The sequence below is a fragment of the Streptococcus sp. F0441 genome (genome assembly GCF_000314775.2).
GTDB lineage: Bacteria > Bacillota > Bacilli > Lactobacillales > Streptococcaceae > Streptococcus.
Genome location: NZ_KB373321.1, coordinates 164,811 through 191,373, shown reverse-complemented (window position 1 = coordinate 191,373; position 26,563 = coordinate 164,811). Strand labels below are relative to the sequence as shown.

The 26,563-nt window shown below is 39.8% G+C and carries 28 protein-coding genes; 3 read left to right on the top strand and 25 right to left on the bottom strand.

The annotated features are described in order from the left end of the window. Nucleotides 1–3: 3 nt before the first annotated feature. The 15 genes from rplI to HMPREF9188_RS00870 all read right to left on the bottom strand — a co-directional run bounded on the left by rplI (nucleotide 4) and on the right by HMPREF9188_RS00870 (nucleotide 15,458). Nucleotides 4–456, bottom strand: a complete 453-nt coding sequence (gene rplI / locus HMPREF9188_RS00940; RefSeq protein WP_000864201.1) for a 50S ribosomal protein L9 — start codon at nucleotides 454–456, stop codon at nucleotides 4–6. Then, entirely contained in the window at nucleotides 453–2,426 is a 1,974-nt protein-coding gene (locus HMPREF9188_RS00935; RefSeq protein ID WP_009729580.1) for a DHH family phosphoesterase, read from the bottom strand. The genes rplI and HMPREF9188_RS00935 overlap by 4 nt, the downstream gene beginning before the upstream one ends. Before the next feature lie 174 nt (nucleotides 2,427–2,600). After that, nucleotides 2,601–3,581 carry a nitronate monooxygenase gene (locus HMPREF9188_RS00930; RefSeq protein ID WP_268700433.1) on the bottom strand — a complete coding sequence of 327 codons (981 nt, stop codon included), beginning with the start codon at nucleotides 3,579–3,581 and terminating at the stop codon, nucleotides 2,601–2,603. Nucleotides 3,582–3,645: 64 nt separating this feature from the next. Beyond that, nucleotides 3,646–4,563, bottom strand: coding sequence for an MBL fold metallo-hydrolase (locus tag HMPREF9188_RS00925; RefSeq protein WP_000829419.1), 918 nt, complete (start codon nucleotides 4,561–4,563; stop codon nucleotides 3,646–3,648). 3 nt (nucleotides 4,564–4,566) lie between these two features. Continuing rightward, entirely contained in the window at nucleotides 4,567–5,679 is a 1,113-nt protein-coding gene (locus tag HMPREF9188_RS00920) for an acyl-CoA dehydrogenase family protein (RefSeq protein WP_000221882.1), read from the bottom strand. Between the two features lie 15 nt (nucleotides 5,680–5,694). Next, nucleotides 5,695–6,603, bottom strand: a complete 909-nt coding sequence (locus HMPREF9188_RS00915; protein WP_033588877.1) for a LysR family transcriptional regulator — start codon at nucleotides 6,601–6,603, stop codon at nucleotides 5,695–5,697. A gap of 194 nt (nucleotides 6,604–6,797) precedes the next feature. Next, nucleotides 6,798–7,451 carry a 3-oxoacid CoA-transferase subunit B gene (locus tag HMPREF9188_RS00910; RefSeq protein ID WP_000644733.1) on the bottom strand — a complete coding sequence of 218 codons (654 nt, stop codon included), beginning with the start codon at nucleotides 7,449–7,451 and terminating at the stop codon, nucleotides 6,798–6,800. A 1-nt stretch (nucleotide 7,452) separates the two neighbouring features. Beyond that, a complete protein-coding gene (locus HMPREF9188_RS00905; RefSeq protein WP_000869890.1) occupies nucleotides 7,453–8,175 on the bottom strand; it encodes a CoA transferase subunit A in 723 nt (240 codons plus the stop codon). Between the two features lie 15 nt (nucleotides 8,176–8,190). Then, complete coding sequence (locus tag HMPREF9188_RS00900; RefSeq protein ID WP_009729578.1) at nucleotides 8,191–8,970, bottom strand: enoyl-CoA hydratase-related protein; 780 nt, start codon at nucleotides 8,968–8,970, stop codon at nucleotides 8,191–8,193. 320 nt (nucleotides 8,971–9,290) lie between these two features. Further along, nucleotides 9,291–10,469, bottom strand: coding sequence for an acetyl-CoA C-acetyltransferase (locus tag HMPREF9188_RS00895; protein WP_000656061.1), 1,179 nt, complete (start codon nucleotides 10,467–10,469; stop codon nucleotides 9,291–9,293). 18 nt (nucleotides 10,470–10,487) lie between these two features. Continuing rightward, nucleotides 10,488–11,336, bottom strand: a complete 849-nt coding sequence (locus HMPREF9188_RS00890; RefSeq protein ID WP_025172369.1) for a 3-hydroxybutyryl-CoA dehydrogenase — start codon at nucleotides 11,334–11,336, stop codon at nucleotides 10,488–10,490. Between the two features lie 80 nt (nucleotides 11,337–11,416). Then, complete coding sequence (gene fadE, locus HMPREF9188_RS00885; protein WP_009729577.1) at nucleotides 11,417–12,625, bottom strand: acyl-CoA dehydrogenase FadE; 1,209 nt, start codon at nucleotides 12,623–12,625, stop codon at nucleotides 11,417–11,419. 247 nt (nucleotides 12,626–12,872) lie between these two features. Beyond that, nucleotides 12,873–13,421 carry a ribosome hibernation-promoting factor, HPF/YfiA family gene (hpf, locus tag HMPREF9188_RS00880; RefSeq protein WP_000599116.1) on the bottom strand — a complete coding sequence of 183 codons (549 nt, stop codon included), beginning with the start codon at nucleotides 13,419–13,421 and terminating at the stop codon, nucleotides 12,873–12,875. A gap of 79 nt (nucleotides 13,422–13,500) precedes the next feature. After that, the gene (locus HMPREF9188_RS00875; RefSeq protein ID WP_000995712.1) at nucleotides 13,501–14,163 is read right to left on the bottom strand and encodes a ComF family protein; all 663 of its coding nucleotides are present in this window, start codon (nucleotides 14,161–14,163) and stop codon (nucleotides 13,501–13,503) included. Next, nucleotides 14,160–15,458 (bottom strand): DEAD/DEAH box helicase, encoded by a 1,299-nt coding sequence (locus HMPREF9188_RS00870; protein ID WP_000867709.1) that lies wholly within the window; start codon nucleotides 15,456–15,458, stop codon nucleotides 14,160–14,162. The genes HMPREF9188_RS00875 and HMPREF9188_RS00870 overlap by 4 nt, the downstream gene beginning before the upstream one ends. Before the next feature lie 56 nt (nucleotides 15,459–15,514). On the opposite strand from HMPREF9188_RS00870, the gene HMPREF9188_RS00865 reads away from it, so the two are divergent. From HMPREF9188_RS00865 to cysK, 3 genes are all read left to right on the top strand, one after another. Then, on the top strand, nucleotides 15,515–16,150 hold the full coding sequence (locus HMPREF9188_RS00865; protein ID WP_000395759.1) for a YigZ family protein: 636 nt from the start codon (nucleotides 15,515–15,517) through the stop codon (nucleotides 16,148–16,150). Nucleotides 16,151–16,163: 13 nt separating this feature from the next. Beyond that, on the top strand, nucleotides 16,164–16,607 hold the full coding sequence (locus HMPREF9188_RS00860) for a PH domain-containing protein (protein ID WP_009729576.1): 444 nt from the start codon (nucleotides 16,164–16,166) through the stop codon (nucleotides 16,605–16,607). Between the two features lie 96 nt (nucleotides 16,608–16,703). Next, the gene (cysK, locus tag HMPREF9188_RS00855) at nucleotides 16,704–17,630 is read left to right on the top strand and encodes a cysteine synthase A (protein WP_001029451.1); all 927 of its coding nucleotides are present in this window, start codon (nucleotides 16,704–16,706) and stop codon (nucleotides 17,628–17,630) included. 265 nt (nucleotides 17,631–17,895) lie between these two features. Here cysK and tsf read toward each other — a convergent pair whose 3' ends face one another. From tsf to rodZ, 10 genes are all read right to left on the bottom strand, one after another. Next, nucleotides 17,896–18,936 carry a translation elongation factor Ts gene (gene tsf / locus HMPREF9188_RS00850; RefSeq protein ID WP_000808084.1) on the bottom strand — a complete coding sequence of 347 codons (1,041 nt, stop codon included), beginning with the start codon at nucleotides 18,934–18,936 and terminating at the stop codon, nucleotides 17,896–17,898. A gap of 78 nt (nucleotides 18,937–19,014) precedes the next feature. Beyond that, on the bottom strand, nucleotides 19,015–19,794 hold the full coding sequence (rpsB, locus tag HMPREF9188_RS00845) for a 30S ribosomal protein S2 (protein WP_009729575.1): 780 nt from the start codon (nucleotides 19,792–19,794) through the stop codon (nucleotides 19,015–19,017). A 224-nt stretch (nucleotides 19,795–20,018) separates the two neighbouring features. After that, nucleotides 20,019–21,248, bottom strand: a complete 1,230-nt coding sequence (gene pcsB, locus HMPREF9188_RS00840) for a peptidoglycan hydrolase PcsB (RefSeq protein WP_009729574.1) — start codon at nucleotides 21,246–21,248, stop codon at nucleotides 20,019–20,021. Nucleotides 21,249–21,341: 93 nt separating this feature from the next. Continuing rightward, on the bottom strand, nucleotides 21,342–21,836 hold the full coding sequence (mreD, locus tag HMPREF9188_RS00835; protein ID WP_001237923.1) for a rod shape-determining protein MreD: 495 nt from the start codon (nucleotides 21,834–21,836) through the stop codon (nucleotides 21,342–21,344). A gap of 2 nt (nucleotides 21,837–21,838) precedes the next feature. Then, nucleotides 21,839–22,654, bottom strand: coding sequence for a rod shape-determining protein MreC (mreC, locus tag HMPREF9188_RS00830; protein ID WP_009729573.1), 816 nt, complete (start codon nucleotides 22,652–22,654; stop codon nucleotides 21,839–21,841). 60 nt (nucleotides 22,655–22,714) lie between these two features. After that, a complete protein-coding gene (locus HMPREF9188_RS00825; protein ID WP_000377878.1) occupies nucleotides 22,715–23,509 on the bottom strand; it encodes an energy-coupling factor transporter transmembrane component T family protein in 795 nt (264 codons plus the stop codon). Next, complete coding sequence (locus tag HMPREF9188_RS00820) at nucleotides 23,502–24,341, bottom strand: energy-coupling factor transporter ATPase (protein WP_000513196.1); 840 nt, start codon at nucleotides 24,339–24,341, stop codon at nucleotides 23,502–23,504. Before HMPREF9188_RS00820 ends, HMPREF9188_RS00825 begins: the two co-directional genes overlap by 8 nt. Then, on the bottom strand, nucleotides 24,326–25,153 hold the full coding sequence (locus tag HMPREF9188_RS00815) for an energy-coupling factor ABC transporter ATP-binding protein (protein WP_000835744.1): 828 nt from the start codon (nucleotides 25,151–25,153) through the stop codon (nucleotides 24,326–24,328). Before HMPREF9188_RS00815 ends, HMPREF9188_RS00820 begins: the two co-directional genes overlap by 16 nt. Then, the gene (pgsA, locus tag HMPREF9188_RS00810; RefSeq protein WP_000712149.1) at nucleotides 25,150–25,695 is read right to left on the bottom strand and encodes a CDP-diacylglycerol--glycerol-3-phosphate 3-phosphatidyltransferase; all 546 of its coding nucleotides are present in this window, start codon (nucleotides 25,693–25,695) and stop codon (nucleotides 25,150–25,152) included. The genes HMPREF9188_RS00815 and pgsA overlap by 4 nt, the downstream gene beginning before the upstream one ends. Nucleotides 25,696–25,705: 10 nt before the next feature. Then, nucleotides 25,706–26,527: a cytoskeleton protein RodZ gene (gene rodZ, locus HMPREF9188_RS00805; protein WP_009729572.1), complete on the bottom strand. Its 822-nt coding sequence runs from the start codon at nucleotides 26,525–26,527 to the stop codon at nucleotides 25,706–25,708. Nucleotides 26,528–26,563: the final 36 nt, after the last annotated feature.

Sequence of the window (26,563 nt, the reverse complement as noted above, 5' to 3'; positions counted from 1 at the left end):
AACTTAACCTTCTTTTACACGAAGATTGATGACACTTGTAACATCTTGATAGATTTTCACTGGTACATCAATCAAACCTACTGCTCGAATTGGTGCTTGCACTTGAATATTGCGTTTGTCAATCTTGATACCAAATTGCTTTTGCAATTCTTCTGCAATTTTCTTGTTAGTGATGGAGCCAAATGTACGGCCATCTGGTCCAACCTTTTCAACAAACTCTACAACCGTTTCTTCTGCTTCAAGCTTAGCCTTGATGGCTTTTGCTTCAGCAATCATTTCAGCATGAGCCTTTTCTTCTGATTTTTGTTTACCACGCAACTCGCCCACTGCTTGAGCAGTCGCTTCCTTGGCCAAATTCTTTTTAATCAGGAAGTTTTGAGCATAGCCAGTTGGCATTTCCTTGATTTCGCCCTTTTTTCCTTTTCCTTTAACATCTGCTAAAAAGATTACTTTCATTCTTCTTTCTCCTTTTCCTTTAGTTCATCCAAGATTAGTTTAGTCAATTTTTCTCCTGCTTCTGACAGATTCATATTCTCGATTTGCGCAGCCGCTAGATTAAAATGGCCTCCGCCACCTAGCTCTTCCATAATGCGTTGCACATTGATTTTACTACGGCTTCGAGCCGAGATGGAGATAAATCCTTGTGTATTTTTTGCCAGAACGAAACTAGCCTCAATACCGGACATGGCCAGCATAGCATCGGCAGCCTTACTGATAACAACGGTGTCATAAGTGGTTGAGTCCTTAGCTTGGGCAATCAAGATATCTGAAGCTAGCTTACGACCTTGTAAAATGAGTTCATTTACCTCACGATACTCCTCAAAATCTGTCGCAGCAATCTCCTGGATAGCAATACTATCGCTTCCACGTGTTCTCAGGTAGCTAGCCACATCAAAGGTCCGACTCGTTACGCGAGATGTAAAGTTCTTGGTATCCAGCATCATTCCAGCCATCAGTACGCTAGCCTGCATACGACTCAAACGATTTTTCTTAGAATTTTGGAACTGAATCAATTCTGTGACCAGCTCACTCGCACTACTTGCTCCACTTTCAATATAGGTGATGACTGCATTCTCAGGGAAATCCTGATCACGTCTATGATGGTCAATAACAATGGTTTGAGTAAACAAATCATAAAAATCTTTCGATAAGGTCAAAGCCGTCTTTGAGTGATCCACTAAAATCAATAACGAACGGCTTGTAACTAGCTTCATCGCATCTGTAAGAGATAAGAGTTTCGTAGTATCTTCCTTCTTTAAGAACTGGATAGCACGCTCGATATCTGGTGACATTTTATCTGCATCATAGACAGCGTAACTGTTTTCAATAATATTACTTGCAAACAACTGCATACCGACAGCAGAGCCCAAGGCATCCATATCTAGATTTTTATGACCGACTACAAAAACCTGGTCAACACTTCGAATCTTATCAGAAATGGCTGTCATCATGGCTCTCGTACGTGTACGAGTACGTTTGATAGACGCAGCAGTTCCTCCACCGAAGTAGACTGGATTCTTGGTCTCATCATTTTCCTTGACCACCACCTGGTCACCACCGCGAACTTCTGCTAAGTTCAAGTTGAGCAAGGCAATTTTCCCTATCTCTTCATGATTTCCATCACCATAAGAAAATCCCATACTTAAAGTTAGGGCTAGTTGCCTCTGTTTTGATTCTTCTCGGAAAGTATCAATAACAGAGAATTTATCATTCATCAATTCCTCGAGTACTGTATAATCTGTGAATAAATAAAAACGATCCATCCCCACACGGCGAGAAAACATAGCATACTTACTAGCAAATTCTGAAACAAAATTAGCTACAAAGCTATTGATATGGCTGATATCAGAGTCAGACGTCGCATCCTCCAAATCATCGTAATTATCCACTGAGATGACCCCAATGACTGGACGGCTAGTTACCAATTCGACAGTTGCTTCGTACTCCCCAGAAACATCAAAAAAATACAAAACGCCTGAAGCCTTGTCCATATGGACAGCATATCGTGTTTCGCCCAAGGTAGCATACGAACCAGGATTCCCAACAGAAGCCTTGATGATGGCTTGAATTAACTCAACATCAATTTCCCCTTCTTCATTTGTCAAAATTAACTCAGCATAAGGATTAAACCATTCTACTTCTCCACTTAATAAGTCTAATTTCAGGACTCCCACCGGCATTTGATCAAGCAAAGTACTCAAGCTATTTTCGGCTTGGTGATTTACATATTGGATTTGTTCAATTTCGCTCTTTTCGTACTGTTTTTTTTGCCATACAAATAAAAGCAGATAAAGCAGTACAAATAAAAATAAAACAGTGATTGTTACAGCAAGATTATGTGAAAAAATAATCAGCAAAGTTAAGATTCCGAAAGTTGCAAGTCCTAGCAAGACTGCAGAAAACGGGATTAAATTATTTTTTTTCATTCTAAACCTCTTGCGCATTATTATATCACAAAAGCCCTTAAAAAGCGACCTTTAAAGAGAAAGCACTGCTTTTATTATAGCAAGATGCTCTTAAAAAACCATATATAAAAAAGGATAGCAAATGCCTCGCTCTCCTTTTTCCACATCAGTGCAGAATCTTCCGCCTAGATTACATTATTCACCTAATTCTAGTCGAATGTCTTGTAGGCACTCTTGCGCCTGTTTCACAATTGATTCTAAAATAGTCTTACATGGTTTGATGTCTTTCACCAAACCCGCAATTTGTCCGCTCATCATTGAACCATGAACTGTATCACCTTCATAGACAGCCTTAGATAGGGAACCGATCGTAATTTCTTCCAGTTCCTCTCGGTTTGTACCTTTCTGTTCTAATTCAATGTAGTGATCCGTCATCTCATTGCGAATACAACGAACTGGCGCTCCCGCGATGCGACCTGTAACCGCAGTCGCTGTATCACTTGCCGCCAAAATAGCTTCTTTATAGGCTGGAGAAATCGGGCATTCTTCTGAAGCAAGAAAAACTGTTCCCATTTGAACTCCTTGTGCACCTAGGGCAATCGCAGCAGCAAGTCCACGACCATCTGCCACACCTCCTGCAGCAATGACTGGAATCGTTACCGCATCAACGATTTGTGGGATAAGAGCCATTGTATTGGTTTCTCCAATATGCCCACCAGCTTCTGAACCTTCAGCGATTACAGCATCAACTCCCAATTCTTGCATTTTTTGAGCATGCTTGACACTGGCAATAACTGGAATAACCTTGATTCCTGCTTCTTTCAAGTAAGGCATGATATGCTTAGGAGTTCCTGCACCTGTAGTTACCACTGGAACCTTTTCTTCAATGATAACGGTCACAATATCCTTGATGTTTTTCATCATCAACATGATGTTGACACCAAAAGGCTTATCTGTCAACTTTCTCAGTTCACGAATTTCTTCTCGCAACTGCTCTCCGGTCATACCACCTGAAGCGATAATTCCCAGACCTCCAGCCTCAGAAACAGCTGCTGCTAGTTGATAGTGCGAGATTTGAGCCATAGCCCCTTGAAAAATTGGATATTGAATCTGTAAAAGTTTTGTAATTGACATATGAGTCCTCCTTTTATTTTCTGTTGATTCTTGTTGGCAAATGGATGCATGGTGCACCAATATCCCCGTCAACAAGAAAATGTTACATTTGTCTCCTCATATTCTGCTATCCTAAAAAATCTGGCTTACGATCCTGCTGATCTGTAAAAGGAATAAGTGGGGGGCGAGAACGTAGAACATAATCTACAAATTCCTTCCCATCCTTGTCAAACTCTACCACCGCGAAAAATTGATCATGGTAAAAGAAAAACTTATAATGATTCTCAAAAGCCTGACGCAACCACTTCTTTTTGGCTAAAATTGATTTCATAGGATAATCATCAACTGCTGGAACCCAGAGAGGATTTCGATGAACATGTGATAACATCAAGTCCCCCATATGGATCATCGTATCTTTCCCCTGTTTGAGCAAGATAATACTGTGGCCATTGCTGTGACCACTTGTGTGAATCATTTGGATTTCTGGAACGACATTGATATACTCTGAGAAAGTCGTCACCTGATCTTGAATCGGTTCCCAATTTTCTCTCAGATAAGTTCCCCGCGTTCGATCATTAGGGTTTCTCATCTCATACCATTCGACATCATTCACAATAATCTTGGCGTTTGGATACTTGGAAACCAGCTTCCCTTGATCATTCACATACGTCAAGCCACCAGAATGATCGTGGTGCATATGTGTCATCAGCACGATGTCAATGTCTTCAGGCGATAGTCCTAAAAGAGCTAAACTTTCTTCTACCCGACTTTCAGACAAGATTCCTAAGTTACGCCTTTGTTTATCGGATAATTTTGCTGTATCAAAACTTGCATCTATCAAGTAATTTTTACCCTTGTACTGGATCAAAATAGGATCCGTCAATTCTGCCATCATATTAGCATCATTTGTTGGGTAGTAACGAGACCACACAACTTTCGGAACCGGACCAAAAAGAGTCCCTGCATCCGTCAATTTATCGGCTCCACGTAGCCATGTCAGTTTCATATCATGAAATTGATATTCCTGTAAGGTGAGTTCTGCCATGCTTTACTCCTTTATCCATTGGGCTGCTATTCTTTTACGAATCGAATCCCCAGATTTTCCATAGATTTCAATCGTTTTGGCATCCTTTAGATAACGGTCTATGGGGATGTCATCCAAGGTTTGAAGAGGTCCAATTAATCTAATAATTTCCTCAGAAATCTCAATTGCTACTTTTGTCGTATAAAGTTTTATCTGAGATACAAAGAGAGAATCCGCCTTCATCCTGTCCTTGTAGGAGGCAAAGTAAGATTCAGCCGCACACAGCTTAGTATACAAGTCTGCAAATTGATGTTGATAGACTGTCGCATCGATTAATCGTTTCCCAAATCCTCTTTTGACCTTTACAAAAGCCAGACCTTTTTCAAAAGCTCCCTCAGAGATACCAATAGAGATTGCGCTTAATCCTAGCTGTAATTTTTTGATAATATCATTTAACTGAGTTTCCCCATTTAAGGTCAATCCTAGCAGACTATCTTCTGGCAATATGACCTGGTCAAAAGTTACCGAATTCACAGGTAAACCCTGTAAACCAGGTTTTGCTATATCATCTCCAAAAGCAACCCCCGGTCGAGTCGTATCAACAATGAAAAATCCATATCCATCTTCTCCGTTAGTTTCCTGAACCTTGGCTAAGATTAACAAAATATCTGTATAGCGGCAATTTGATACAATTGACTTCTTCCCAGTTAAAGACCAACCTGCCTCTGTTTTCCTTGCGGTTGTTGCAATAACCTCCAAGCTTTCCATCAATTTTCCTTCGGAAAATCCCAAGCCAGCTAAGATTTCTCCCCTTACTAATGGTTCTACATAACGCGATTTTTGTTCCTGACTTCCATATCGTAAAATAGGATAGATACCATAACATGCCTGAGTTAGCAGAACAGCAGAAAAAGCAGGGAAATCTTTTGAAATCAAGCGAATAAAGGTCAAAAACTCGGTTCTCAAAACAGAATCTTGACTATCTAAAAGCAAGGAAAAGATATCAAATCGCTCAATAAACTGATAAAGCAATTCTCTAGGGAACTGTTGTTCATCCTCACGAGACTTGAAATAGTCCCGAATCAACACTTTCACGTCTGCCTTCAATTCTCGCGCCAGCACGTCATTATAGGTCATCGCATTCACCTCAGCTTAGTTGTCAGAAAACGGTTGGTAATAATCTTTCAACAATTCTTCATATATATAAGACTCTACTTCATTGTAGGAGTTTTTATAGGGTCTACAAAACCAAATATTAAATGGAATAGGATCCTTGAATCTAACTGCCTTAAAACGACTCTTGTCCACAAAATATTCAACCGGCCTTGGTAAAAGAGCAATCAAATCTGTCTGATGAGTTGATTCAACTAGGAAGTCCCAAGTAGAGGAAAGATAAGCAAATTTAGCCTCAATTCGTTGTGAACGAAGTTTTTCTGTCACTAAATCATAAGTCGTAAATGTTTTGTTGAAGGTTGCCAATTCATAACCAACAATATCAGACCATTCCAACAAGCTTTTCTGAGCCAGCGGATGATCCTTATCCATATAAGCAACGTATTCATCCAATTGAATGATATGTTGTTCATATTTTTTAGCATCCAGGCTCGTAGGCTCTATCAGAATAGAGAGATTCAAATCTCCATCAACCATTTTTTGACGAATTTCCTTCCCTCCACCTTCCGTAACCTGGATATGGATATGAGGATTATTTTTCAGAAAATGAGGCAAAGCACTAGCAAAATAAACTCGTAAAATCAAGGACGGAATACCAAGATTAATGGTGCCCTTTTGCTTTTGAGCTTCTATATGGATCATGGAAAGCATTTCTTCATGTCGATTCACAATCTCGGTCGCATAACGATAAATTTTGCGTCCCGTTTCTGTTAAACTTTCTAATCTTCCATTCTTGCGATTGAATAATTGAACCCCTTCAGCTGCTTCAAAATTTGTCACGAATTGACTCAAGGCTGATTGACTAATGTGAATCTTCTTTGCAGCAATGGAAAGGTTGCATCCGCATTCTATGATATTGATGAAATAGTTCATTTGGATAATATCCACTTACCCATCACCTAGCTTTCCTTCACTATTTTAGTAAGTCAATTAGACAACTATTCTAGTGTTTGATAGTTGTCTACTGACTTTTTATCGAAATAACATTTCGAATACTTCATTTTAACGTTGTATATAAAGCGCTTACAATACTATCTAGTTTATATCATAACACACTAAGTAGAAAATAGCTCTTTTTTTGCTTAAATCGGCATTGTTTTTAGGTCTTCTGAGACAATGACTTCCCCAGCTGTTTTTTCAAGAACTTCTTCTAATGTCACACCAGGAGCCAACTCTTTCAATAAGAACTTACCATCTTGAATTCCAAAGACCGCTAAATCAGTGATAACGAGATCCAATACTCCCTTAGCTGAAAGTGGCAAGGTACATTCTTTCAACAACTTAGATTCCCCATCAGCAGTTGTGTGTTGAATAGCCCCGATTACACGCTTAGCACCTACCAATAAGTCCATTGCGCCACCCATACCAGGAGCAAATTTCCCTGGGATAATCCAGTTCGCAATGCTACCATCTTGGCTGACTTCTAGCGCTCCCAGAACAGTTGCATCCACGTGTCCACCACGAATAATTGCAAAGGAAGTTTGTAGATCAAACAAGGCTGCTCCTGGTAATAATGTGATAGGAGCTCCACCAGAGTTCGCTAAATTGGCATTATAGGTGTCCTTAGTTGGTGTTTCTCCAAATCGAAGGGCGCCATTTTCTGCCTGCAAAATAACATTTACTCCTTCAGGAATATAATCAGCAGAAGCGTTTGGAATCCCAAATCCAAGATTGACCACATCTCCATCTTTAAATTCAAGCGCTACACGTCTTGCGATAATTTCTTTTGCTTTCATTTTACTTCACCCCCGCCAGTTTTTTTGTCTCTGTCCACAAGTCTCCCATCATCTGATGATGTTCTTGTGGTGTCAATCCTTGAACGACATAGTCAACTAGGATACCAGGGATGTAAATATCATTTGGATCAATTTCCCCGACTTCAACCAACTCGTTTGTCTCAACAATGACTGTATCAGCCGCTAGAGCGAGTTGAAGAGAGATGTTTTTAGTAGTCCCATCTAGATAAAGATTACCATATTTATCAGCCTTAGTAGCTTTAATCAAGGCAATATCAATCTTCAATGGATCATAAATCAAATATTCTTTTCCATTTCGAGTTACTTTTTCGTGCTCATCTTCAAGAATTGTTCCTACACCTGTTGGCGTTAAAACTGCTCCAAGACCCGCACCTGCAGCATGTAAGCGTTCTACGACAGTTCCCATCGGAGTGAACTCCACTTTCATGGTTCCTGAGAAATAATCATGCTGAGCAGCAGCAGATGTTCCTACATGGGCTGCAATATACTTTGTAACCTGATGATTTTCACAAAGACGACCAACTCCAACTTCCTTACCTGGTTGAGAGGTTACAACAGACACCAAGGTCAAATCTTGCTGGTTTTGACGAACTAGTTCCTCAATTAACTCAAATGGTTCTCCCACTCCAAGAAATCCAGAAATACCAACTTTATCTCCTGAATGAATCAAGGAAATAGCTTCAGACAATGTTACAACTTTCATAACCTATCTCCTCTCTTATTTACGTTGAAAGACAGCTTTGCGTTTTTCAACAAAAGCGCGCATTCCTTCTATCTTATCTTCTGTTGAGAAGAGTAGAGCTTCCGCTTCTGTTTCCAAACGAATAGCATTTTTCAGAGGGAGTTCTGAGCCAACTTGGATAATATGTTTAGCTTTTTCAACTGCTAGCGGTGCATTTTTCATAATCGCTGCTGCTAGCTCTTCTGCCGCAGGCAATAGTTCTTCTGCTGATACCAACTTGTTAAGAATTCCAAGATCATATGCTTCTTGTCCTTTAACCATTCTAGCAGTGAAAATTAATTCCTTTGTTTTACTAGTACCAATCAAACGAGACATTCTTTGGGTACCTGCAAAACCAGGAATGATTCCCAAGCCGACTTCAGGGAAGCCAACCATTGTCTTGTCATAGCCGATTCGGATATCAGTTGAAAGAGCTAATTCTAAACCGCCTCCCAAAGCATAACCATTCAATACTGAAATAGTTGGCTGAGTCAATTCAGATAAGCGGGTAAAGGTGTCGTTCGCATAGGTCATGTATTCATGAGCCTGAATTGGAGACATTTGGTCCATCTCTTTAATGTCTGCTCCCGCGACAAATGCTTTCTCTCCTTGACCGGTCACCATGACAACACGAATGTCCTCGCTTGCTTCAATCTGGTCTAAAGCGAGATTCAAATCCTTTAAGACTTCTGAACTTAAAGCGTTCAAAGCCGATGGACGGTTAATTGTTAGATAGCCAAGACCATTCTTAACCTCTAATAAAACAGTTTTACTCATTGTTCTGCTCCTACTTGATTTATTTTGAGTACAGAGTACAGCGTCAACAAATACCAACACAAAATGTAAGAGCTTACATTTTCATCATAAACTTTTTTTTTTCATCCGTCTACTTAATCTTTATTTATACACCTATAAGTTCAGCTTATAGGATATGGTCGTCCAATCCATCCTTAAAGTTTTGGGAAAAATAAAAATACCTTATCAAGCCCTTTTAGAGAAAGACACTTGATAAGGTATGTAACTATGAGATCGGATCAAAATCTCATTTTGTAATCGTAATATTGAAAAAGAGGAAATGACGTTCAGTTTTCTAATAACTAACGTTCAACGATGAGGGCTGTTCCCATCCCTCCTCCGATACAGAGAGTTGCTAAACCAGTTTTAGCATCACGTTTCATCATCTCATGTACCAGAGTCACTAGGATACGGCAACCTGAGGCCCCAATTGGGTGACCAAGAGCTATCGCGCCACCATTGACATTGACAATATCTGTGTTAAAGCCAAGTGTTTTACCAACCGCACAAGCCTGAGCAGCAAAGGCTTCATTTGACTCGATTAAGTCAAGATCATCAACTGTCAAATTGCCTTTTTCAAGAGCTTTGCGAGTCGCATAAATCGGTCCACATCCCATAATCTTAGGATCCAAACCTGCACTTGCATACGAACGAATGCGAGCAATGACTGGAAGTCCTAGTTCTTCAGCTTTTTCAGCACTCATGACCAAGACAGCCGCTGCTCCGTCATTGATACCTGAGGCATTTCCCGCTGTAACAGAACCGTCTTTTTTGAAAACAGGACGTAGCTTAGACAGACTCTCCAAGCTAGCATCTTTTCTAGGAAATTCATCTGTATCAAAGACGATAGGATCGCCTTTACGTTGAGGAATGACCACCGGAACGATCTCTTCCTTAAAGCGTCCAGATTCTATAGCCGCCACTGCTCGTTTTTGTGATTCCAAAGCAAGCGCATCTTGATCATCCCGGCTAATACCATATTCTTCGGCCACATTCTCAGCTGTAATTCCCATATGGTATTCGTTAAAGGCATCAGACAAACCGTCCTTAATCATGGTATCTACCACTTTCGAATCTCCCATACGGCCACCCCAACGGAAGCTTGGCAAAACATATGGAGCTTGGCTCATGTTTTCTGCACCACCAGCCACGACAATATCTGCATCTCCGCACTGAATCGCTTGAGCAGCTAACTGCACTGCCTTCAAACCGGAACCACAAACCTTATTAATGGTAAAGGCTGGTGTAAATTCAGGAAGCCCAGCATGAATACTCATTTGGCGAGCCACGTTTTGGCCTAAACCTGCGCCTAGGACATTCCCCATAATCACTTCATCTACCTGCTCTGGTTTAATATTCGCTTTTTCCAAAGCACTCTTAATTACCAAAGATCCCAAATCAACAGCAGAAACATTCTTCAAGCTCCCGCCAAAGGAACCTAAAGGTGTTCGCACTGCCGAAACAATAACTACGTCTTTCATGACTACCTCCATCAGTGTCTAGTAAGTAAAGAAGCCTTCTTTTGTCTTCCGTCCCAATTTTCCTGCTTCGACCATTTTCTTAAGAAGAGGAGCAGGACGGTATTTTTGATCACCAAACCCTTGGTTTAGGACGCCCATAATAGCCAAACAAACATCCAACCCAATCAAGTCAGCAAGAGCCAAAGGTCCAATAGGATGATTTGCACCAAGTTTCATCGCTTCATCGATTTCCTCGGCACTAGCCACTCCTTCACCTAGAATGTAAATGGCTTCATTGATCATAGGAATCAAAATTCTGTTCACAACAAAACCATAAGAATCTTTAACATCAACTGGTGTTTTACCAATTTTCACTGTCAATTCACGAACTGCCTGAACCACTTCTTCTGAAGTCTGCAAGGCCTTAATAACCTCTACAAGTTTCATGATTGGGGCAGGATTAAAGAAGTGCATTCCAATCACGCGCTCCTGATGTTTAGTAGCAGCAGCTATATCCGTGATTGACAAAGAGGATGTGTTTGATGCTAAGATAGTTTTAGGATCTGTCAATTCATCCAATTGTTTGAAAATATTCAACTTAATCTCACGGTTCTCAGTTGCAGCTTCAATCACCAATTGGACTTGTTTCGCATCTTCATATGAAACAGATGGAAGCAAATTGGCCAATACCTGATCCTTCTCATCCGCAGACATCCGTCCTTTTTCAACTGAACGTTCCAATTGTTTTGTGATATTATTCAAGCCTCTTTGAACAAATTCTTCTTTAATATCGTTTAAGTAAACTGTAAAACCAGCCTGAGCAAATACTTGAGCAATTCCGCTTCCCATTTGACCAGAACCAATAATCATCACCTTAGATATCATTATTTTCTCCTTCTTATTCTACAAAAATCCAGTGCATGAAGCAAGGACGATTGAACAAAAATCCTTCAATCGCCCTTCTGACATTAAACAAAGGCACCTAGTCCAGTAATCTCACGACCAACAATTAAGGCATTCACTTCGTGTGAACCTTCATAGGTATAGATTGATTCAGCATCTGCAAAGAAACGAGCAACGTCTGTCTCAAGTGTAATACCATTACCTCCGCAAGTTTCACGAGCAAGGGCAACTGTTTCGCGCATCACCAAGGAATTGTGCATCTTAGCAAGAGCAGAGTTAAGCATCAATTCATTCCCTTTCTCTTGCATCTCAGCAATACGAGTTGAATAAGCAATAACTGCTACAGCATTTGCTTGCATGCGAGCCAATTTTTCTTGAACAATTTGGAATTTGGCAATTGGACGTTTGAACTGTTCGCGATCTTTAGCATATTTAAGTGCTGAAACATATGATCCACAAGTTACTCCCATAGCAATGTGAGCAACGTCCGCACGAGTGAAGGTCAAGATACGGGCTACATCACCAAAACCATTGATATTTACCAAGCGGTCTGAATCTGGAACCTCTACATTCTTCATGGTGATATGGCCATTGCGGACACAACGAAGAGCGATTTTATGTGGGATTGGTTCTGCATGATATCCCGGTGCTCCCTTACGAACGATAAAGCATTTCACCTTGCCATCCGCAACATCACGAGCAAATACAGGAACAACGTCTGCAGTGTCTGAACCACCAATCCAGCGTTTTTCACCATTTAGAATCCACTTGTCTCCAACACGTTCTGCAGTAGTTGCAAGTCCTCCAGCAATATCAGAACCTGAAAGAGGTTCAGTTAAAGCGAAGCAACCTTGCCAATCAAATGCAGCTAGTTTTGGAAGAAATTCTTTTTGTTGACGCTCATCACCACCCAAGAGAATTGTGTTGTAGCAAAGTCCGCCATGAACGGTGTAGAATGTTGCCATAGAAGCATCGAAGCGAGCAAGTTCAAGATACAAGAAGGCAATATAAAGTTCAGATGGTTTCCAGCTACCTTCACGTCCCTCAAACAATTTTGGATTGTTCATAATTTGAGCGCCCTTAGCCACAGCATAGAATTCTTCAAAAGGAAAATCAGGTTTTTCCCAGTATTCATTAATAACCGGACGGAGATATTTCTCAATCAAACGGCGAGTTTCTTGTAAAACCTCTGCTTCTCCCAAAGTTAGACCATCCGCATAGTGAAAAAGGTCCTCAGGATATAGTTTGCGTAAAATTTCTTCTTTTGTTGCCATAGTCATGACTCCTTTAATTGTTATAAGAGCGCTTACATTTTTGTATTCGCTATTTGTTGACAACCCCATTCTATCCCTTAGGATATTATTTTGTCTACTTAATAAATATAAACACCCCTATAAGTTCAGATTATAGGGGCCGATTCTGACTGTTTTATCAAGGATTTCCTCGTTTTTCTACTTACTTATAGGCACAAGAAAAAGTGGTTTACAAATCAGTAAACCACTCTTATTAGTTATTTCAATTTTATGATTCTTTTACTTCGAGCAAACCAACCTCACCATCTTCACGACGATACAAAACATTTGTTGTTTGATCTTCTACATCTACATAGATAAAGAAATCATGTCCCAATAAATCCATTTGAAGAAGCGCTTCTTCTAAATCCATTGGCTTCAAATCAATTTGTTTTGAACGAACGACTTTGGGTTGCACAACATCTGCATCTTCAACTAGGGCATCTGTAAAGAGTTGGCTTGTCGCAACTTTATTTTTATTCTTCCGTTCGATTTTTGTTTTATTTTTACGAATTTGACGTTCAATTTTATCAGTTACAAGATCGATAGAGCCATACATATCTTGAGAAACATCTTCTGCACGGAGAGTAATAGATCCAAGTGGAATCGTTACTTCAACTTTTGCTGTTTTTTCACGGTAAACTTTCAAATTCACACGTGCATCCAACTCTTGCTCAGGTTGAAAATACTTTTCGATCTTTTCGAGTTTAGAAACTACATAATCACGAATCGCTTCTGTTACTTCTAGGTTTTCACCACGGATACTATATTTAATCATATAAGTACCTTCTTTCTAAACATTTTTGTTTTTCTAACTATATTATAGCGCTTTCATTTTCATTTTGCAAATTTTTTCCTCATCTTACAAGGGAAACAGTTTTAACATCCAAAGCTCCTGCTTCTTCAAAAAGACGCTTCACACGATTGACAGTCGCACCTGTTGTATAGATGTCATCAATCAGCAAAATCTTCTTAGGAAGTGAGATTCCATCTTTAATAAAAAATGGAATTTCGGTAGCTAATCGTTCCGAGCGATTCTTAGAAGAACTAGCCGTCTCTTCTCTTTTCCCTAGTAAATCTTGAAAAGAAAAACCTGCTGCCTCAACCAAACCTTCAACCTGATTAAATCCCCTCTCAAGCAATCTTTCAGGACTTAGGGGAATAACAACAAATTGATAGTCTCCATACTTTTTCAATTCATTAGCTAGAACAGGAGCAAAAACCTTTCTAAGTAGAAAATCCCCATCAAACTTATATCGACTAAAGAAGTCTTTCATAGCTTGATTATAGGTGAAGATTGCATTATGATCGACTCGAATCTCTTCTTTACACCAAAGTTTACAATCTTGACACATGGTTGACAAGCCTGCTTTCATACAGTTCGGGCAATAGTCCTCACCAATTTTCTCAAAAGTAGACTCACAATCTGAACAAAGATAGTTGTTCTCATTCTTAAACAGCAAGAGGTGACTAAATGTGAAGTCACTCTTTATTGTCTGTCCACATAATAAACAGTTCATAAACCTGCCTCCTTGTTCATCTGCTTAATTTCCTTGATTGCTTTTTTGATGGCAACATTTAATCCATCATGAAAGAAGAGCAATTCACCAGTCGGTCTATCCATACTACGCCCAACTCGCCCACCAATCTGAATCAAGCTAGACTTGGTAAAGAGACGATGATTAGCTTCTACAACGAAAACATCCACACAAGGGAAGGTAACCCCACGTTCCAAGATTGTCGTACTAATAAGGATTGTCAACTCTCCATCTCGAAAAGCTTGTACCTGCTCTAATCGATTTTCTGTGACAGAGGACACAAAGCCGATGTTTTCATTTGGAAACTGTTCCTGCAAGAGTTCTTTTAGTTTCTCGCCTTTCTTAATCTCTGATGCAAAAATTAGCAATGGATAACCTGTTCTTCTCTGTTTCTCAATGTAGGTCTTTAACTTAGATGACAACTGATTTTTCTCTAAACAGCGATTAAAATCTGATAACCAGACAGGTTTAGGAATAATCAAAGGATTTCCATGAAACCGTCTCGGCAAGCTTAATTGTTTTAATTCTCCTGTGCGAACCTTCCTATCTAACTCATCTGTAGAAGTTGCTGTAAGGAATATCTTTAATCCATCCTCCTTTACACTATTCTTTACAGCATAGTAAAGTATAGTGTTGTCAATATAAGGAAAGGCATCTACTTCATCCACTATCAGCAAGTCAAAAGCATGATAAAATTTTAACAGCTGATGAGTCGTTGCAACAACTAGTGGTGTTCGAAAATAGGGTTCTGACTCACCATGAAGTAGTGCTATCTCACAAGCAAAGTCATTCTGTAGTCGTTTATACAGCTCCAAACACACATCGATTCGAGGGCTGGCCAAACAAACTGCACCACCTTCATCAATCACTTTGGCCACAACCTGATAAATCATCTCCGTCTTTCCAGCTCCTGTTACAGCATGAACTAAAGTCGGTTCCTTCTTTTTAACTGCTCGGATCAATCCCTCTGACACCTTTTCCTGAAAAGGGGTTAACTGACCACGCCATTTGAGAACATCTTGCTTAGGAAAATCTTCCTGCGGAAAATGGTATAATGCTTGATCACTCCTGACTCGCTTCATCAGTAAACACTCCCTGCAATAGTAGGCACCGATAGGCAAATACCATTCCTCTAGAATCGTACTATTACAACGTTGACAAAGCAATTTTCCCTTCTCTTTTCTCATTGCCGGCAGTTTCACCGCCATCTGTCGTTCCTCTTCAGTTAATTCTTTCTCAGTAAACAAGCGACCGAGGTAATTTGGATTTACTTTCATACTTTAATATTCGTAAAAATCTCGCACTTTAGGTATTTTTTTAGTACAATTAAATCATGGAATTTAGAACAATTAAAGAGGATGGGCAGGTCCAAGAAGAAATCAAAAAATCCCGTTTTATCTGCCATGTCAAGCGTATTTATAGCGAAGAAGAGGCCCGTGATTTTATCACTACCATCAAAAAAGAACACTATAAAGCCACCCATAACTGCTCTGCTTTTATTGTAGGGGAACGCAGTGAAATCAAGCGTACGAGTGATGATGGGGAGCCTAGTGGTACTGCTGGAGTCCCTATGCTCGGAGTCTTAGAAAATCATAATCTTACCAATGTCTGTGTAGTAGTTACCCGCTATTTTGGTGGCATCAAACTAGGTGCTGGTGGTTTGATTCGTGCTTATGCAGGTAGTGTGGCCTTGGCTGTCAAAGAAATTGGCATTATTGAAATCAAAGAACAGGCTGGCATAACCATTCAGATGTCTTACGCTCAGTATCAAGAATATGGCAATTTCCTTAGAGAGCATAAACTCATAGAACTCGAGACAAATTTTACAGATCAAGTTGATACAATGATCTATGTTAATAAGGAAGAGAAAGAAAATATCAAAGCTGCTCTCGTTGAGTTCTTTAATGGAAAAATCACTTTAACTGATCAAGGTTTACGAGAGGTTGAAGTTCCTGTAAACTTAGTGTAAAAAAGGAGAAATTATGGTTTTTGGAAAATTTATTCAAGGACTTGCTGGAAACTTTAGCGAGGAAAAGAAAGAGACTCTTATCAAAGAATATGGTCAATACCTACTAGAAAACGAAGAAATTCAAAGCGGGTATAAACTTATTCGTGATTCAATTATCTTTACAAATATCCGTATTATTTTTACTGATAAGCAAGGTGCCACTGGTCGCAAGGTGTCTGCTAAGTCACTCTTTTTGATGAACATTGTAAACGTTGAAATGGAAACTGCTGGAGCAGGTATAGATGATAGTGAGATTACGATTACTTATTTAGAAAATGTCTTTCTAAAAGCACATAATGAGCATTTGAGTTTCCATAAATTTGAATTCCCTAAAAAAACAGACATCCTCCCTCTTTACACCTATTTATTAGAATTGGTTTATCACAATCGATTAAAAATTAATGGCTTAGACCTTTGATATAAAAAAATCCTATCACTTTGATAGGATTTCTATATTTTACAAATAGCCTTAAGCGCGTTATACTAGTATCATCTTATACAAAGAGGTATATCTATGGCTATTTATAATAATATTACTGAACTAATCGGACAAACACCGATTGTTAAACTTAACAACATTGTTCCAGAGGGTGCTGCAGACGTCTATGTTAAACTAGAAGCCTTTAACCCTGGATCGTCAGTAAAAGACCGTATTGCCCTTAGCATGATTGAAAAAGCGGAACAAGATGGTATTCTAAAACCGGGTGCTACCATTGTTGAAGCAACGAGTGGAAACACTGGCATCGGTCTTTCATGGGTTGGTGCCGCTAAAGGATATAAAGTTGTTATCGTCATGCCTGAAACGATGAGTGTAGAACGACGCAAGATTATCCAAGCTTATAGTGCTGAACTCGTCCTCACTCCTGGTAGCGAAGGAATGAAAGGGGCTATTGCCAAAGCTCAGGAAATCGCTGCTGAACGTGACGGCTTCCTTCCACTCCAATTTAATAACCCAGCTAACCCAGAAGTACACGAAAGAACAACAGGAGCTGAAATACTGGCTGCTTTCGGTTCTGATGGACTAGATGCTTTTGTGGGTGGTGTTGGTACTGGTGGAACGATCTCAGGTGTTTCTCACGCTCTTAAAGCAGCAAATTCAAACATTCAAGTTTATGCAGTTGAGGCAGACGAGTCAGCTATCTTGTCTGGTGAAAAACCAGGGCCTCACAAAATTCAAGGCATCTCAGCTGGATTTATTCCTGAAACACTTGATACAAAGGCCTATGATGGTATCGTCCGCGTAACGTCAGATGATGCTCTAGCACTTGGCCGTGAAATTGGTGGAAAAGAAGGCTTCCTTGTTGGGATTTCTTCAGCTGCAGCGATTTACGGGGCAATTGAGGTTGCCAAGAAATTAGGTACAGGGAAGAAAGTCCTTGCTTTAGCACCGGATAACGGCGAACGTTATTTGTCTACAGCACTCTATGAATTTGAAGTGTAGTCTCCTAAATGCACTTAGCCCTTATTAAAGGGCTTTTTATATACTCATTCTAAAACAAAGTTTTGGGGCAGATAAAGGCTTGTTGGGGTTACAAGAGATGTGATCTGAGAGGTAAGCGTCAAGCAAGAATTAACATGGGATTCATACTCATGGCCAACAACCTCTTAAAATACAATGAGAGAGGGAGTCAAAATTAAAAAGCTAGAGTTCCTCAATTGGAAATCCCTAGCTTTTTTATGGCTGAGAACTATTTGTCTCAGATTTTTTAGTTATTCAAAGCTGCTGCCATTGTAGCTGCAACTTCAGCTTCAAAATCATTTGCAGCTTTTTCGATACCTTCACCAACTTCAAAGCGAGCGAACTCAACTACTGAAGCATTTACTGATTCAAGGTAAGCTTCAACTGTCTTGCTGTCATCCATGATGTAGACTTGTGCAAGAAGTGTGTATGCTTGGTCAACTTTAGTGTTGTCAAGCATGAAGCGATCCATTTTACCTGGGATGATTTTGTCCCAGATTTTTTCGGGTTTGCCTTCTGCAACCAATTCAGCTTTGATATCTTCTTCAGCTTGAGCAATCACTTCATCAGTCAATTGAGCTTTTGATCCATATTTCAAGTGTGGAAGAGCTGGTTTACCAACCATTGCACGGCTATCATTATCTTGGTCAATCACGTGGTTCAATTGTGCCAACTCATCTTTAACGAACTGCTCATCCAATTCTTTGTAAGAAAGAACTGTTGGTTTCATCGCAGCGATATGCATTGAGATTTGTTTAGCAAGTGCTTCATCTCCACCTTCGATGACAGAGATAACACCGATACGTCCACCATTGTGTTGGTATGCTCCAAAGTGTTGTGCATCTGTTTTTTCAAGCAAAGCAAAACGACGGAATGAGATTTTTTCACCGATTGTAGCTGTTGCAGATACATAGGCTGCTTCAAGAGTTTCACCTGAAGGCATTGTCAAGGCAAGAGCTTCTTCGTTGTTAGCTGGTTTTCCTTCAGCAATTACTTTAGCTGTAGCATTTACCAAGTCAACGAATTGAGCATTTTTTGCAACGAAGTCAGTTTCAGCATTTACTTCAACTACTGCTGCAACGTTACCGTTAACAAATACACCAGTCAAACCTTCAGCTGCAACACGGTCAGCTTTCTTAGCTGCCTTAGCCATACCTTTTTCGCGAAGCAATTCAATTGCTTTTTCGATATCACCTTCAACTTCAACCAATGCTTTCTTAGCGTCCATAACACCAGCACCAGATTTTTCACGCAACTCTTTAACAAGTTTAGCTGTAATTTCTGCCATTTTGATTCTCCTATATTTTTTAAAAATAGGAGAGCCGGGCTAAGCCCCGCCCTCCTAGGTAATGATTACTTATTTTAATTAAGCGTTGTCGCCTTCCACAACTTCAACGATTTCTTCGATTGAGTCTGCTTGAGCTTCTGAAGCTGCAAATTCTGCTTCAACTGCTACTGCATCTTCTCCTTGGCGTCCTTCGATGATAGCGTCAGCCAATTTAGCTGTAATCAATTTAACAGCGCGGATAGCGTCATCATTAGCTGGGATGATTACATCGATATCATCTGGATCAGTGTTTGTGTCAACCATCGCTACAACTGGGATACCCAATTTTTTAGCTTCTTTAACAGCGATTTGTTCTTTATGTGGGTCAACTACGTACATTACATCTGGGATACGAGGCATATCTTCGATACCACCCAAGAATTTTTCAAGACGTGCACGTTGTTTGTTAAGAAGTGCAACTTCTTTCTTAGGAAGAACATCAAAGATTCCTTCTTCTTCCATACGTTTGATTTCTTTCAAACGAGCGATACGTTTTTGGATAGTTCCCCAGTTAGTAAGAGTTCCACCCAACCAACGGTGGTTGATGTAGTATTGACCTGAACGTACAGCTTCTTCAGCAACAGCGTCAGCAGCTTGTTTCTTAGTACCAACAAACAATACAACTGCATCGTTAGCTGCCGCATCACGCATGAAGTCGTATGCTTGGTCAGCGTATTTTACAGTTTGTTGCAAGTCAATAACGTGGATTCCGTTACGTTCAGTGAAGATGTACTTAGCCATCTTAGGGTTCCAGCGACGAGTTTGGTGACCAAAGTGTACACCAGCCTCAAGAAGTTGTTTCATTGAAATTACTGCCATGAGTATTTCTCCTTTTTGTTTTTTTCCTCTCCTCGATTTCAACTTGCAAAACGACCCAAGGGCAACAGTTTCACAATTCATCAAGAATGAGTATTATCGTTTACACGACAAGGTTCATTCTACCACATTTTAGCCATATTTTCAAGTGATTTTGATAGATTTCGGTCTTGCTTTCGATAAAAAATAATAAAAGAGACTCAAATCGAGCCTCTTTATTTCATTCATTAGTTTGGATAGATATAAGTAACATAACCTTCAGAAGTTGTAGTTGGGTTGAACCATCCACGTTTGTTTCCGATTGTACGATCTCCACCGTAGTTTGATTCTGATACTTGAATACGAGTTGATGATGAAACTGCTGTAACAACCGCTACGTGTCCATATCCACCGTCATTCCAACATGCAATCGCACCAACTTGTGGAGTTGATCCAGTACGGAATCCTGCAGCCGCTGCACTTGTAGCCCACTGCGCTCCGTTACCCCAGTAATCTCCAGCCCAAGGTGCTAATGTTTTAGCTCCCCAAGTACATTCACCAGTTGGATAACTTGAAGCATTTGTACTGTATGTTGGACGTTGTCTAGTAGGAGTCGGAGTAGGTGCTGGAGTAGGTGCTGGAGTGTAGCTTGAGTCCTCGTCGTCAGATGCTGATGCTGATGTAGATGTTGCTTGCACTTGAGCTGAGAAACTTGTGTTTCCAGAAGCAACAACTGATTGTTGTTGACTTGTTTGACGTGCTTTATAAGCTGCCTCTGCTTCAGCTGCTGCTTTCGCTTCTGCCTCTGCTGCTGCTTTTTGTTCCAACAAGGTAGCTTTCTCACCTTCTGCAGTAGCTTTCTCTGCAGCAAGGTTCAACTCAGCAACTTTTAACTCCGCCTGTTTTGTTGTCAATGTTTGTGCATCGTCAGCAAGCGTTTGTTGGTTCGCAATTACAGTATTGATTGCTTCATTATTTGCAACTTGTTTTTCCGAGATTGATTTTTTATCAGCTTTTTGTTGCTCTAACATTTTGTTGTTAGCTGATACAATCTCGCTCATAGCCGCAACACGGGAAATAGCTTCTGTAATTGATTTTGAATTTACAATTGTATTGATATAGCTAGTTGCAGCACCGTTTGTTTGTGCGCTACGTGCTTGTTTTTCCAAAGATTCATTACGAGCAACAATGTTTTTAGAGAGCTCTGTAATTTCTCCTTCAAGTTTTTTAGATTCCGCCTGTAGTGTTTCATTTTCAGCTTGCAAGTTTGTTTGCTGTGTTTGAATAGCTGTAACTTGCGTTTGGATTTCATCTACCTGTTTTTGAGCTTCTTTTTGTTGGGCTGTCAAGTCACTAATCTTACTATCTTGAGCAGCAATTTTTTCATCAGTTGTTTCAGCGTGAACAGTTGTTAACACCGACACTTGAGACACTAATACTGTACTTAATAAAAGTGACGCTAAGATTTTTTTCTTCATATTGTGTAGATACTCCTTCTATTTAAGACATTACTAGTATACCAAAAAAAGACATAATAAATATTACGCCTTTGTTACATTTTTATTTCTTTCTTATAGATAATATTTTTCAAAAATATACTGGAAAATCACCATCCACAAAAAGTTTAAAATCATTGATGGGACAAGACTGTAGACAATGAAAACTGGCATTGATTCTACTGTCAGTCCCATAGCAAGGGCCAGGAGATAACTACCCATATCAAATAGGAAGCTCATCACAACTATTGTTAACATTCTCGTCCAACGGTTCAACAAAGTCACACTATTAAACTTGTGAAGTGAGGCACCTATCAAGATAAATAAAAGTGTCGCAATTCCTATCAAGTGGAAAAAATAGATATCGTACACCAAACCTGCTATACAGCAATAAGCTAGATAGAAGTATTCTGATACCTCAATTGTCTCAAACAAGAGAAATAAAAACAGGAAATGACTGGCTAAGTGAAAATGTGGATAAAAGGATTCTACTAATTGACCAATATGCGCATCAATTAGCACAAGAAAAGGAAGTAAAAAGAAAATACCAACTTGTTTTAACAGTCTCATTGTTAATTCCCCACTAACTCTACCACATGAAGATCTTTAGTATCAGCACTTAACTTTACTGTTACCTCTCGTGTTAGATAATCACTGCTATGAGTTGTAGCAACAACCTCTCCAACAGGAATATCCTTAACATTAAAGTTTCCAAGCCCCCCTGTAGTCACCCTATCCCCAGCACTAATGTCGCTGTTACTGTTTAATTGACTAATTTTAAGAAGTTCGGTTTCTTTGTCATAACCAACGATAATTCCGTAAATTTCAGTAGAACCATGCAAGATTTTAACGGAAATTTTATCCGAATTTTCGGTATTTGTCAATAGGTTGACAGTCGTTGAATGATCCTCCACTTTTGAAACACTGCCAATCAAGCCCCCATTTGCAATGGCCAACATATTTTCAGAAGCACCCTTTGAACTTCCTGCATCTATCGTTAACTCTTGCTTCCAAAATACCGGTGAACGCGTAATTACATCTGCTGCTATGTTTTTTGTAGCCTGCAATTTTGACTTCATATCCAGCAACTGACGTAGTTGTTCATTTTCATTTTTTAAACTTTCTGATTGATTAGATTCTACCTCTAGTTGATAGAGCTGTTTTTTTAGACTTTCGTTTTCATTGTAAGTCCGCGTCAAATGTCCCAAATCTGATTTGAAAGTATCAAACCACTGAAAGGGTTTTTGGACAATTCTATCTACTAAGGAAATCCCATCTCCTAGTTTCGTCACAATAGCGCTTGAATAGGTTGTCACTAATAGTACAGAAACTGCCAGAACTGTGACAAAAACGATGATTAGATATTTTGATTTTTTAAAACGGTTCATATTCCTACCTTTATACTAAAAACCTGCTACTGTGAACTTCTTATCAATCCTACAAACCTGCTAAGATTTTAAGAAAAATAAGAAACATCCCAGTACCAAAATCACAAGAATTGCCAGTGTATCCTTTTGACTCCATCTCAACTGTCTATACTGACTTCTACCCTTTCCTCCCTGATAACCACGCGCTTCCATGGCTATTGCCAATGAATCTGCACGCTTTAAGCTCGTCGCAAAAAGAGGAATTAAAATTGGAATCATAGCCTTTACTTTTTGAACGATGCTTCCCTCGCCAAAATCAACTCCACGAGCTTTTTGAGCATTCATAATTCTCGTCGTGTCATCCATCAAAGTTGGAACAAAACGCAAACTCATTGATAACATCAGACCAATTTCATGAACGGGAACTTTCACGCGTTTCAGCGGTGCTAAAAGAGCTTCAACTGCAGCTGCTAAACTCAAGGGCATGGTCGTTAAGGTTAGCAAGGTTGAAAAGAAAATAATCAGCACAAAACGACAGAAAATGATTCCAGCTTGTTGCAAAGCATAATCCGTTATTCTTATAAAAGAAAACTCAAATAGGACATTTCCACTTGAAATGAAAAAGAGCTGAAATAAAGTCGTAAAAGCAATCAAGAAAAACATGGATTTTAATCCCTGAACAAAAAATGAGAGGGAAACGCCTGACAAAGCGATAAATATACCTGTCGCTACAAAAAGAATGAGATTAGCGAGAGGATTATTAGCCCAAAATACAATCAAAATCAACAGAATCATAGCGAGCAATTTACTACGGGGATCCAAGCGATGAATGATGGAATCTCCTGGTATATAACGCCCTAAAATCATACTATCCATTTAGCGACTCCTTAAACTCCTCTATCTTGATTGGCAGTTTCTTAAAAGCTACACCCCTATCTGCCAAACGTTTACAAAAGGCTGTGATTTTAGGCACACCTAACTGTACATTTTCCATAGAGGCTACATCTTGGAAGACATCACTTGGTTTGCCACTTTTGACCAAACGCCCCTTTTCCATAACATAGACCTGATCAGCATATGCAGCTACATCATCCATCAAATGCGTTACCAAGACGATTGTCATTCCAGAAAGGTGGAGTTCTTTAAACAAGGTCATCAATTCTTTTCTGCCTAGAGGATCTAGCCCTGCTGTTGGCTCATCCAAAACCAAGACAGTTGGCTCCATGGCCAGCATACCTGCTATAGCTACACGTCTCATTTGGCCACCCGAAAGTTCAAAAGGACTGCGCTCAAAGAGTGACTCATCGATCCCTACCAAGGCTAACTTTTCACGCGCAGTTCTCTTGGCTTCTTCCTCAGAAACTCCAAAATTTTGTGGTCCAAACGCAACATCTTTCAAAACAGTTTCTTCGAAAATCTGATTTTCAGCAAATTGAAAAACTAAACCGACTTGCTTTCGAATCTGTCGAATTTCTTTATTTGTTGATGTAGGGGTAATGACGGTATCGAAAACTCGAACAGAACCCTTGCTTGGAAGCAATAGGCCATTTAAAAGCTGTAAGATCGTTGATTTCCCACTACCTGTATGTCCTATCAAAGCAGTATAGGAGCCGTCCTCAATCGTCAAGGAAACATCAGCCAAGGCTGATGAAGATAGGGGAGTCCCCTCTTGATAGGTAAAGCTCACATTTTCTAGAGTAATTCCCATAACTTGTCCTCTAGCTCTCCTTCTGTCAAATAACCATCCGGCAACTGATAGCCTGTCTCTCTCAAAGATTCTCTCAATTGATTCGTAAAGGGATCATCTAAGCCTATCTGGTCAAGGTCATCCCGAGAAAAAAGTTCTCTTGGGCTACTGGTTGACTCCACTTGGCCTTTTTTCATGACCAAGACACGGTCACTCATCGCAACTTCTTCCAAGTCATGCGTAATAGAGACAACTGTCATCTGGTGGTCTTTTCGAATCTCTTGAACTGTCTGAATCAGTTCGCTGCGTCCCTCAGGATCCAACATACTTGTAGCCTCGTCCAAAATCAAAATAGCTGGCCTCAGGGCAACAACTCCTGCAATGGCCACCCGTTGTTTTTGGCCGCCAGATAAACGAGCTGGTTCTCTCTTCTTAAAGTCCAGCATACCTACCAACTCCAAAGATTCAGCCACTCTCTTCTTCATTTCTTCACGAGGAAGTCCCTGATTTTCTAGGCCAAAGGCAACATCATCTTCAACAGTTGCACCTACAAATTGATTATCTGGATTTTGAAAAACCATACCAATTTGACGGCGTAAGTCCCAAACATTCTCAGAGGACAGCAATTGCCCATCTATCCAGATTTCCCCAGACTCTGCTTCAAGCAATCCATCAATCAAACGGATAGTTGTCGATTTCCCACTCCCATTATGACCTACAATCGAAAGCCATTCTCCCCGTTTCACGTGAAACGAGACATTATTAACATCATAATGATCCTGATCTTCCTTGTAACGAAAAGACAGATTTTTTACTTCAATAATCGATTTCATTTCGAACCAAATGTCCCTTTGAATACATGAGCGCTACCCTTGAAATAATCATAGCCAGAGTAGATAGTGAAAAACAAAGCGATATAAAGCAACAGCTGACCAATTAAATTCCAATGTAAGAGCAAAAAGATAATGGCAAACATCTGACTAAAGGTCTTGATTTTCCCTGGCATCGCTGCTGCTAGAACTGTCCCTCCCGTCTCAACAAGCAACAAACGCAAGCCTGTCACCGCAAGTTCACGACAGATGATAATAGCAACAACCCAAGCTGGAGCCATACCCAACTCAATCAACATGATAAAAGCTGACATAACCAACAACTTATCCGCCATTGGATCTGCAAACTTTCCAAAGTTGCTAACCACATTCCATTTACGAGCAAGGTAGCCATCAAGATAATCCGTTATACTAGCAACTGCAAAGATGATCGCTGCCAGCAAATGACTGCCTTGTGAATGGCCCAAAGTCAAAATAAGAATAAAGAGAGGTATAAAGAGAATTCTACCAATAGTTAATACATTAGGAATTTGTTCTTTTTTCATTGATTTTTCCTTAATCTGTAGTAAATGTAAGTGTCACAGTTCCAGTCTGAGTTGTCAGCTTCGAAGTATCAATCGTTTGATTGTCCACAGTCAAAGTAACCCCCTTTACCACACCCAAAGTAATAGTTACAGAATCTTTCGTTGAAACTGTTGTTTTTGCATTCTTATTGTCTGCGGATAGTGTCACACCACCTTCCAACTCACTTCCCGAAACACTAACCCAGCTAGTTGCATCTGAAACCGTCAGTTGAACCGTAGCGGTTTCCTTACTCGTTTTATAGAGAGCTTCAATGCGGTTTCCTTCGCCTGACACTGTAATAGTTGATTCCGTAGTAGAAGATGAGCTAGACGTCTGACTACTAGAAGATGAACTAGTTGAGGTTGTGGAACTAGTTGAGCTAACAACACTATAATTTGCAGAAGAAAGACTTGGCTGAGTTTGGATGTAGTTCCAGACATAGTAAGTCACAAAAATTAAAATCGACAAAGCAAATAGAACGAAATAAAACAAGGGGAGATAAGACGTTTTTTTCTTATTTGATCGTCTGCGACCAGACAAGTCTTCTTCATCAACATCGACCTCTTCATAAGTAATCATACTACCCGAATCATAGGCATCCAAGACAATTCTCTCATCCAACTCTACTGCCCAGGCATATTTTCTTAAAAAAGAACGAGCATAGAAGGTACTAGGAAGTTGATCAAAATCATCTGTCTCCATAGCCTCTAGAAAGTTCAACTGAATTTCAGTTTTTTCCTGTAATTCTTCCAGACTCAATCCCTGGTTAATTCTAGCTAAACGTAGAACCTCGCCAATTGTTTTTTTTCTCATACTTACCACTCCTTCTTTCTAGTGTTCTTGCCTTAT